The sequence below is a fragment of the Xanthomonas hortorum genome (genome assembly GCF_040279205.1).
GTDB lineage: Bacteria > Pseudomonadota > Gammaproteobacteria > Xanthomonadales > Xanthomonadaceae > Xanthomonas > Xanthomonas hortorum_F.
In genome coordinates this window covers 34,126-43,370 of the sequence record NZ_JBEOLS010000045.1, presented here as the reverse complement: position 1 = coordinate 43,370, position 9,245 = coordinate 34,126, and the positions used below count along the sequence as shown (strand labels likewise).

Sequence of the window (9,245 nt, the reverse complement as noted above, 5' to 3'; positions counted from 1 at the left end):
AGTTGCCAAAGCGCTTGGGTAGGCCGCGCCATTTGCAGCCATGCTCGGCAACGTAAAGGATGGCGTTGACCACTTGCAGGTTGGTCATGCTGACATTGCCGCGCTGCGCCGGCAGGCAGTGTTCGATCAGAGAAAATTGTGCTGGCGTGATCTCCATGCACGATAGTTTAATCGCTCGGGCCATTAGTGTTAACAGGCCCTAGCTCAGTCGCCTGGAATGCAGATCAATCCAGCGGCTTTGCCGGTACGAACGGTGACACCGGATCGCTGGCCGGGAAGGTTTCTTCCAGCGCATCGTCCTGCAGCGCATCCTGCTTTTCTTTCTCGCTACGCTGGTCGTCGTGATCGCTGATGTGGTCGGGTGTGGACAAGGTTTGATTCGAGGTGCTCATCGAGGGTTTCCTGGCTAGGTGGATGCAGACTGCGCCACGCTACGGCGACGCAGCGATGATGCAGGTGAAAGCGGTCTTCGCATCGAGGCGACAAAGGCAACGCATTCCACAAGCCCGCTGCGCGCGCGCCTGCATCGCTTGCACCGCGGCGTAACCGCCAAGCCGTGCAAAGCGAATCCGAGGGCACGGTTCACACCCCGGCACGCCCAGGGTGTATGGTGCAGAGGCGGCCGGAGCCCGGTGTCGCCTTCACTACTATCTGGCCTTCTCCATCAAGAATCTCTGCGAACGCTGCGACGCCGTCTGTTGCCGGCTCACCGTCATGGTCGACTCAACCGACCGCATTCCAAACCATCTGACCACCGTGACGCCGCAAGGCTGGCACGTGATGGCGCGTGACGAGGAAGGTTGGTGCGTGGCCATCGATGCTGCGCGCATGTGTTGCTCGATCTACGACACACGGCCGGCCATCTGCCGCCGTTTCGTCATGTCCGGCCCATATTGCCGCGACGTGCGTGCCACCTACGACGATCAGCGCCGCCGGGGCATTCCCTTGACGCTCTACAACGCATGAGGATTCGCGATGAATAATTCCCGCCGCCAGTCGATGACCGTGAGCAATCAACCAGGCAAGCCGCGCTTGTCCGAACAGCGCCTGGCTGCTGATCTGGAAGCGTTTCAGCAGTCCGGTGGCGCGATCGAGCGTCTGGGCGACACGCCGCTGCGGCGTGACAAGAAGCGCGGCGAATCCGACGCTGCACCGGCTGCAGCCGTCGCCGCAAAGCCGGCCGTCAAGAAAAACGACGCAGCTGAAGCGACAGAGACAGCGACAACCGAAGCAAGCGACGCCGAATAAGCGGCGCATCGCAGTGGCAACGCACCTGCGGTGTGGCTGTCGCTGCTGAGTTGGGCGATGGAGAGCGCGCTGCGTGCACACACCGCAGCCGCTGGAAGAACAGCGCCAGCCATCGTCATCTCGACAATGGCCGGTGCCCGGCAGGCAAACCGGCGCCGCCGGCCCGCAGCGCCATTGCGCAATTACAGCAGCTGCGCGTGCTTGATCACGCCAAGCCCCTGCGCCAGGGACGCCATTTCATTGGCCAGCGCGATCACGTCGCCGCCGGCTTGCGCAGCACTGGTCATGATGCGTTGATACGCGTCCCAGAAGTCCGGTCCATTGCCATAGGCATCGTGGAACCCTTGCAACTCCAGGACCATGAGATCGGACACTTGCATGTCGGAGCGATCCATTGCGGTCACCTCGTTGGGGAGTCGTCCCCGGCCCGCAGCCTACACGCGTTCACCTTACAAAACAGGGTAGACCGCAAGACAGTGGATTTGAAACTGAATTGGTTAGAGAGCATGCGCACACCGGCGTGAGTGGCTCGATCTGGCGTGCTGCAACGTGCCGCTGCGTGTAATGACGCGCTTACCAACGCGCACCTTGAATTGCGCTGCAACCAACGCTAGTGGATGCATAGGGTGCACAACCCGATGCAGCGCACGCCTCAGCGCGCAAGGCACGGCCATCACGCCGCATCCTGCAAGCCCTGCTGCAGGCATTCCAGCAAGCGGCTCAGCTTGGGCAACAACTGGCGCGCGCGCATCCACACCAGATGCAGCGGCAGGCCTTCGGTATCGCACTGCGGCAGCACTGCCACCAGGCTGCCGCGCTGCAGATGGTGATCGATCAACCAGGTCGGCAGTTGCGCGATACCCAGCCCGGCCACCACCGCATCCACCTGCGCTTCTGCATTGCCGAACACCACCCGCGCGTCCATCGCGCGTTGTTCCACCGGTCCTGCGCCATGCCGCAGCATCCACGGGCTACTGCTGCCATCGGCCTTGCCATACAGCACCGCGTCGTGCGCCAGCAATGCAGCGATGCTGTCGGGGGTGCCACGGTGCGCCAGATACTGCGGCGCGGCGCAGAACACGCGTTTTTCATGGCCCAGATAGCGATGCCCCAGACTGCTGTGCCACTGATCCGGCCCACCGATGCGCACTGCGATGTCGATGCCTTCTTCGGCCATGTCGACGAAGCGATCGGTGAACGAAATGCTTGGCTGCAGGCCGGGATAGCGCTGAAAGAACGGCAGCAACACCGGCAACACCTTGCGCCGGCCGAAGCTTACCGGCAGGTCCAGCCGCAGCCGGCCGGTGGGCGCCTGGCCTTCGGCGCGCAGGACGTGCTCGGCCTCTTCCAGCTCGTCGAGCACCTTGACGCAGACCCGGTAGAACGCCGCGCCGGCATCGGTCAGCGCCAGCCGCCGGGTGGTGCGTGCGAACAGGCGCACGCCCAGGCGCGTCTCCAGGCGTGCGATGGCCTTGCCCACTGCCGAGCTGGTCAGGCTGAGCCGCTCGGCGGCGGCCGTGAAGCTGCCGGCATCGGCGGCGCTGACGAAGAGATCGATGCCTTTGACGCGTTCGGAGGGATGCATGGGCATAAATTCAAGAACTGAAGTCCGCAATGTACGGAAAATACTCCCGATATACGACCTTAATTCTTTCCTATGATGACCAGCCCACACTGCGGCGCATGCCATGTCTGCTGTCGGCTCCACCACCTCCCCCGTTTCCGCCACCGCGGCACCGGCCGCTGCACGCAGCGGCCTGGCGATCTTCATCCTGGCGTTTGCCGCGTTCGTGATCGTCACCACCGAGTACCTGATCGTCGGGCTGCTGCCCGGCCTTGCACGCGACATGGAAATTTCCATCTCCGCGGCCGGCCAGCTGGTGACGTTGTTCGCCTTCACCGTGATGCTGTTCGGCCCGCCGCTGACCGTGTGGCTGTCGCATCTGGATCGCAAGCGCCTGTTTGTCTTGATCCTGCTGGTGTTTGCGGTCTCCAACGCGGTGGCCGCGCTGGCGCCCAATATCTGGGTGCTGGCTTTCGCCCGCTTCGTGCCGGCATTGGCGCTGCCGGTGTTCTGGGGAACCGCCAGCGAGACCGCCGGGCAACTGGCCGGGCCGCAGCACGCCGGGCGGGCGGTGTCGCGGGTGTATCTGGGCATTTCGGCGGCGCTGCTGTTCGGCATTCCGCTGGGCACGGTGGCGGCCAACAGCATCGGCTGGCGTGGCGCGTTCTGGATCCTGGCCGCCCTGTCGCTGGCGATGGCCGCGGCGCTGGCGGTGTGGATGCCGACGGTGGCCCGCAGCGAACGGGTGAACCTGCGCCAGCAGGCCGGCATCTTCGGCGAGCGCTTCTTCCTGGCTAATGTGGCGCTGTCGGTGGTGGTCTTCACTGCCATGTTCACCGCCTACACCTATCTGGCCGACCTGCTGGAACGCAGCGTGGGCGTGCCGGCGGCGAATGTGGGCTGGTGGCTAATGGGCTTCGGCGCGATCGGCCTGATCGGCAATTGGCTGGGCGGGCGGGTGGTGGATCGCTCGCCGCTGCGTGCCACGGCGGTGTTCCTGCTGCTGGCGCTGGGCATGGCCTTGTGCGTGCCGGTGGCCAAGACCGGCGTGCTGCTCTATCTGACCCTGGCGGTCTGGGGCATTGCCTACACCGCGCTGTTTCCGATCAGCCAGGTGCGGGTGATGAACTCGGTGACCCACTCGCAGGCGCTGGCCGGCACCACCAATGTGTCGGCAGCCAATGCCGGCATCGGCATCGGCGCGATCATCGGCGGGCTGGTGATTCCGGCCTGGGGGCTGGGCAGCATCGGCTATGTGGCCGCTGCGGTGGCGCTGCTGGGCGTGGTGCTGATTCCGTTGGTGCATCGCGCCCGGCGCTGAGATGTCAGCCCCGGTAATGGTCTCCACCACGCCGGGCGAGCGTGACGACTTGTTTGCCGGGATCGGTGCGTTGCGGGCCAGGCGATGTCTGGCCCGCAACCGTGGGTTCGCTCGATATGCATGACCGCGAGCGCGTGCCGAGCCAGATATCGCTGCAGATGGACCTCTGTTCGAGTGCTGTGCATCCTTTCTATCGCCGCGCTGCGCACTGAAATCCCACGCCCGCCTCCACACCAGGCCGGCTGAATGCCGCCAGGGTCGGCCCTGCGGGCAGGCCCGTAACTGCCGAGCAAAGCGCCGAATGGCGCACATTCCCGTGTAAAATGCGCGGTCTTTGACCGGAAGAATGGCGAAAGTTTCTCCACGGGCGCCCCTCTCGGGCCCGGCGTTCATTCGCCTGCTTGCTCGCCTCAGCGACGTCCACGTTGCCCAGTCCAACCACGCGCTTGCCGACCGGCTGAGCCAGTGGATCGACTGGACGCGCGCGGTGGCGGTGTCCAAAGCGCTGGATGGCAAGCTGCCCGATACCGACGATCTCCCCGAGCCGCGTCCTGCCGATGCCCAGGCCTGCGCCCGCGTGCGCGCCGGATTGGCGACCAGCAGCGTGGCCGATCTGGACGCGCTGGTCGTGCGTCTGCGTGCCGAGGCGCGCAACGCCGCCGATCTCGACGCGCTCGCACCAATGCCCGACTACGCACCCTTCCGGCAGCATTACCTCGCCATGCAACGCGCGATGCGCACCGCCACCGGCGATCTGCGTGGCCGTCTGCGCGACATGCTGGCGCTGACGTCCAGCGAGATGGCGCGGCTGGCCGAAGTGGATGCGGTGATGGAACTCACCCTGAGCCCGCGCGAGCAGAGCTTGTTGAACACCGTGCCAAGCCTGCTCGGTGCACATTTCGAACGTCTGCGCGATGCCGCGCAAACCCAACATTCGCCAGCCGATAGCGATGCCACACCACGCGCCGTCTCCGATGGCTGGCTGGATGTGTTTCGCAAAGACATGCAGAGCGTGTTGCTCGCCGAGCTGGATGTTCGTTTTCACCCGATCGAAGGCCTGCTTGCAGCGCTTCGTACCCGCTAACTGGGACCTCATGTTCAGATCTCTCGTACACGTGTGTGTGTTTCTCGTCGGCCTGTTGGCGGTTTGCTGGGTCGGCATCGGCTATCTCGGCTCCAATCCGCTGGGCGCCTGCATCGCAGCGGTGATCGGCGCCTGTTATGTGGCCGGCGCATTGGAGCTGTACCGCTATCGCCAGGCCAGCGCGACGCTGGACGAAGCCGTTGCGGCGCTGACCACCGCGCCATCGGCATTGAGCGAATGGCTGGAGCGCCTGCACCCAAGCCTGCGCAATGCGGTGCGCCTGCGCATCAAGGGCGAGCGCGTCGCCTTGTCCGCACCGGTGCTGACGCCGTATCTGGTCGGCCTGCTGGTGTTGCTGGGCATGCTCGGCACCCTGCTCGGCATGATGGCCACGCTCAAGGGCACCGGCTTCGCCTTGCAGAGCGCCACCGACCTGCAGGCCATTCGTGGCTCGTTGGCGGCACCGGTGGAAGGCCTGGCGTTCGCGTTCGGCACTTCGATTGCCGGCGTTGCGACCTCGGCGATGCTGGGGCTGTTGTCGGCGCTGTGCCGGCGCGAGCGGCTGCAGGTTGTGCAGCGGCTGGATCTGAAGATCGCATCCGAACTGCACCCGCACTCGGACGCGCATCAGCGTGGCGAAGTGTTCAAGCTGCAGCAGCAGCAAAGCGCCTTGATGCCGACGCTGATCGATCGCCTGCAAACGCTGATGAGCACCATCGAACAGCAAAGCATCGCCGCCGATGAACGCCTGGCCGCACAGCAGGCCGAGTTCCACGCCAGAAGCGAAGCGGCGTATGCGCGCCTGGCCACGGCGATGGAGCAATCGCTGCAGGCTGGCGTGGCAGAGAGCGCACGCGCGGTAGGCGCGGCCTTGCAGCCGGTGATGGAAGCCACCATGGCCAGCATCGCGCGCGACACCGCCGCGCTGCAGGAGCGCGTCACGCACGCCGTGCAGCAGCAGCTGGACGGCATCACCAGCGGCTTCCAGCACAGCGCCAGCACAGCGGCCGAGCACTGGACCACCGCCCTGGCCGCACAGGAACGCGCGCAGCACGCGCTCAATGCGCAGCTGCAGACCACGCTGGAGCAGATCGCCCAGCAGACCACCGCATTGCAGGATGGCGTGAGCACGGCCGTGCAGCAGCAGTTGCACGGCATCAACGCAGGCTTCCAGGCTGGTGCGCAAAGCGCAGCCGAGCAGTGGCAAACCGCATTGGCCGCACAGGACCGTGCGCAGCAAGCGCTCACCGAGCAGTTGCAGCACACGCTGGAACAGATCGATCAGCGCAGCATCGCTGTGCAGGACGGCGTGACGCAGGCGGTGCAGCAGCAGTTGAGCGCACTCAATGACGGGTTTGAACGCAGCAACGCCGCCACTGCAGACAACTGGGCGTCGGTGCTGGCCGAGCAGCAACGCGCAAGCGCAGTATTGAGCACGCAATTGCACGCCACGTTTGAGCAACTTGCGCAGCAGACCACGGCGCTGCAGGACGGCGTGCAGCAGGCCGTGCAGCAACAACTCGATGGGCTGAGCAGCGGCCTGGAAACCAGCACTGCCGCTGCAGCCGCCACGTGGACCGCGGCAGTGGCCGAACAGCAACGTTCGAATCACGTGCTCACGCAGGAATTGCAGACCACGCTCACGCAGTTCGCCAGCACCTTCGATGCACGCTCCAGCGCCTTGGTCGATGCGGTGTCCAAGCGCATGGATCAGTCCAGCAACGAGACAGCCAGTGCATGGACCGACGCACTGGCACAGCAACAAGACGCCAGCGCGGCATTGGCAAGCCAACACCAGAACGCACTCGCTGCCGCCACCGCCAGCTTCGATACGCACGCCGCTGCCCTGGTCGGCACCTTGCAGCAATCGCATACCGACCTGCAGGCCGCATTGGAAGCCCGCGACACCCAGCGCCTGGCGCTGTGGAGCGAGCGTTTTACCGCAATGAGCGCGGACCTGAGCACGCAGTGGGAACGCACCGGCGAGCGCGTGACCCAGCAACAACAGGCGATCTGCGACACCCTGGCCAGCACCGCCAGCGAGCTGTCCACGCAGGCGCAGGCGCAGGCCAGCGCCACCATTGCCGAAGTGTCGCGGCTGATGCAGATCGCCTCCGAAGCGCCCAAGGCCGCCGCCGACGTGGTGGCCGAGCTGCGCCAGAACCTGTCCGAGAGCATGGTGCGCGACACCGCCATGCTGGAAGAACGCAGCAAGCTGCTCGCCACGCTGGACACCTTGCTCAACGCGGTCAATCACGCCTCCACCGAACAACGCGAAGCGGTGGATGCGCTGGTCACCACCTCGGCCGATCTGCTGCAACGCGTGGGCACCCAGCTCACCGAACAGATCGGCAGCGAGACCGGTAAGCTCGGTGCAGTGGCCGCACATGTCAGCGGCAGCGCGGTGGAAGTGGCCAGCCTGGGCGAAGCCTTCGGCATGGCGGTGCAGCTGTTCAGCGGCTCCACCAGTGAGCTCAACGAGCGCCTGCAACACGTGGCCAGCGCACTGGATGCCTCGCTGGCCCGCAGCGACGACCAACTGGCCTATTACGTGGCGCAGGCGCGCGAGGTGGTCGACCTCAGCATGCTCTCGCAAAAGCAGATCATCGAAGAACTGCGTCAGCTTGATCGCGGTCGCAGCGATACCGATGCCGGCCAGGCCACAACCGCATGAGCGATGAGATCGACATCGACGGCGAATCGGGCACACCGATCTGGGCCGCCTTCGGCGACCTGATGTCGGTGCTGCTGGGCGCGTTCGTGCTGATTCTGGTCGGGGTGATCGGCGTGCAATTGCAGCTTTCCAGCCGCCTGGACGAAGAGGTCAAGCAGCGTCAGGTCGAAGCGCAACGCCGCAAGACGCTGGAACAAGCCCTGGCCGCACCGCTGGCGGCCGGCCGCGTGACCCTGGTCGATGGCCGCATCGGCATCCGCGGCAATGTGTTGTTCGCCTTCAATTCCGACCAATTGCAGCCGGAGGGCCGCGAGGTGCTGAAGACGCTGGCCGCACCGTTGAAGGAGTACCTGAGCTCACGCGAAGAGATCCTGATGGTCAGCGGCTTTACCGACGACCGCCCGGTGCTGGGTGGCAATCGCCGCTACGCCGACAACTGGGAACTGTCCGCGCAACGCGCGCTCACCGTGACCCGTGCCCTGATCGCCGAAGGCGTGCCGGCGTCGTCAGTGTTCGCTGCAGCGTTCGGCTCGCAACAGCCGGTGGATTCCAATGCCGATGAAACGCGCCGCGCCAAAAATCGGCGTGTGGAGATCGCACCGATTGCGCGTCCTTCCACCTCGCGCGCTTCCGCCACGTCACAGCCAACGCCGGCCGCAACCACGCGATGAGCACGCAGGCGACATCCGCACACGCGCGCCTTGAGCGCTGGCGCGAGCAAGGTGCCGATCAGCTGGATCCGGTGCGTTTCCATCTGATGGAAACGCTGGCCGCGCGTGCCGGCACGCAGGCGGATGCGGTGCGCGAAGTGCTGGAAGAAAAGCTGGGCACCTTGATCGATGCGTATGCGGTGGCAATCAAGAAAGCTGCGCGCCGTCGTGCAGCTAGCGATGTCGCTCCAAGTGCGTTGCAACGCAGCGCGCTGGGCGCGTTGGCCGACCAGATGGCAGGCCATGCGGCGTTGATGGAGGTGGACAGCAGAAAGACCGCGACACCCGATGCCACGCTGTTTCCCGAGCTGCCGGCGCTGGAGGATTTCCGCCGCACCTGGACCACCGTACGCACCGCCAGCCAGGTGCGGCAATCGCTGCAGGACGCACCCAAGGACGCCGGCCCGCTCAATTCCAGCGTGCTGGTGCATCGCTGCATCAGCCTGATGCGCGAGTGCTCACCGGGCTACCTGCAGCACTTCCTCGGCTATGTCGACGCGCTGTCGTGGCTGGAGCAACTACACAGCGGCGGCGCGTTGGCCAGCGATGACGCCGCATCCGCCGCGCCGGGCAAGAAGCGCAGCAAGCGTCCGTCCACGCGTCGCAACTAAGAGCGACTAACAAAACGACTGACGACCGCTCGC

11 protein-coding genes are annotated in these 9,245 nt (G+C 65.4%); 7 read left to right on the top strand and 4 right to left on the bottom strand.

All coding sequences use genetic code 11. The features are described from left to right. Both ABS769_RS16210 and ABS769_RS16205 read right to left on the bottom strand, forming a co-directional pair. Window positions 1-157, bottom strand: a 157-nt coding sequence (locus ABS769_RS16210; protein ID WP_233368074.1) for a transposase, incomplete at its 3' end; no start/stop codon positions are given. Between the two features lie 67 nt (window positions 158-224). Beyond that, window positions 225-392, bottom strand: a complete 168-nt coding sequence (locus tag ABS769_RS16205; RefSeq protein ID WP_317062321.1) for a hypothetical protein — start codon at window positions 390-392, stop codon at window positions 225-227. Between the two features lie 322 nt (window positions 393-714). Here ABS769_RS16205 and ABS769_RS16200 point away from each other — a divergent pair, with 322 nt between their 5' ends. Together ABS769_RS16200 and ABS769_RS16195 are read left to right on the top strand one after the other, a co-directional pair. Continuing rightward, complete coding sequence (locus tag ABS769_RS16200) at window positions 715-966, top strand: YkgJ family cysteine cluster protein (RefSeq protein WP_006449501.1); 252 nt, start codon at window positions 715-717, stop codon at window positions 964-966. Between the two features lie 9 nt (window positions 967-975). Continuing rightward, a complete protein-coding gene (locus ABS769_RS16195; RefSeq protein ID WP_317062322.1) occupies window positions 976-1,248 on the top strand; it encodes a hypothetical protein in 273 nt (90 codons plus the stop codon). Window positions 1,249-1,430: 182 nt separating this feature from the next. On the opposite strand, the gene ABS769_RS16190 is transcribed toward ABS769_RS16195, so the two are convergent. Then, the gene (locus ABS769_RS16190) at window positions 1,431-1,643 is read right to left on the bottom strand and encodes a hypothetical protein (protein ID WP_023905335.1); all 213 of its coding nucleotides are present in this window, start codon (window positions 1,641-1,643) and stop codon (window positions 1,431-1,433) included. A 278-nt stretch (window positions 1,644-1,921) separates the two neighbouring features. Then, window positions 1,922-2,833, bottom strand: coding sequence for a LysR family transcriptional regulator (locus ABS769_RS16185; RefSeq protein ID WP_317062323.1), 912 nt, complete (start codon window positions 2,831-2,833; stop codon window positions 1,922-1,924). A 103-nt stretch (window positions 2,834-2,936) separates the two neighbouring features. On the opposite strand from ABS769_RS16185, the gene ABS769_RS16180 reads away from it, so the two are divergent. The 5 genes from ABS769_RS16180 (at window position 2,937) to ABS769_RS16160 (ending at window position 9,212) form a co-directional block, all read left to right on the top strand. Beyond that, window positions 2,937-4,133 (top strand): MFS transporter, encoded by a 1,197-nt coding sequence (locus ABS769_RS16180; protein WP_317062326.1) that lies wholly within the window; start codon window positions 2,937-2,939, stop codon window positions 4,131-4,133. Between the two features lie 346 nt (window positions 4,134-4,479). Next, window positions 4,480-5,217, top strand: a complete 738-nt coding sequence (locus ABS769_RS16175; protein ID WP_317062327.1) for a DUF3348 domain-containing protein — start codon at window positions 4,480-4,482, stop codon at window positions 5,215-5,217. A gap of 10 nt (window positions 5,218-5,227) precedes the next feature. Then, window positions 5,228-7,891 (top strand): DUF802 domain-containing protein, encoded by a 2,664-nt coding sequence (locus ABS769_RS16170; protein WP_317062328.1) that lies wholly within the window; start codon window positions 5,228-5,230, stop codon window positions 7,889-7,891. Next, window positions 7,888-8,562 carry an OmpA family protein gene (locus tag ABS769_RS16165; protein ID WP_317062330.1) on the top strand — a complete coding sequence of 225 codons (675 nt, stop codon included), beginning with the start codon at window positions 7,888-7,890 and terminating at the stop codon, window positions 8,560-8,562. Before ABS769_RS16170 ends, ABS769_RS16165 begins: the two co-directional genes overlap by 4 nt. Further along, the gene (locus ABS769_RS16160) at window positions 8,559-9,212 is read left to right on the top strand and encodes a DUF2894 domain-containing protein (RefSeq protein WP_317062331.1); all 654 of its coding nucleotides are present in this window, start codon (window positions 8,559-8,561) and stop codon (window positions 9,210-9,212) included. Before ABS769_RS16165 ends, ABS769_RS16160 begins: the two co-directional genes overlap by 4 nt. The last annotated feature ends 33 nt before the right edge of the window (window positions 9,213-9,245 follow it).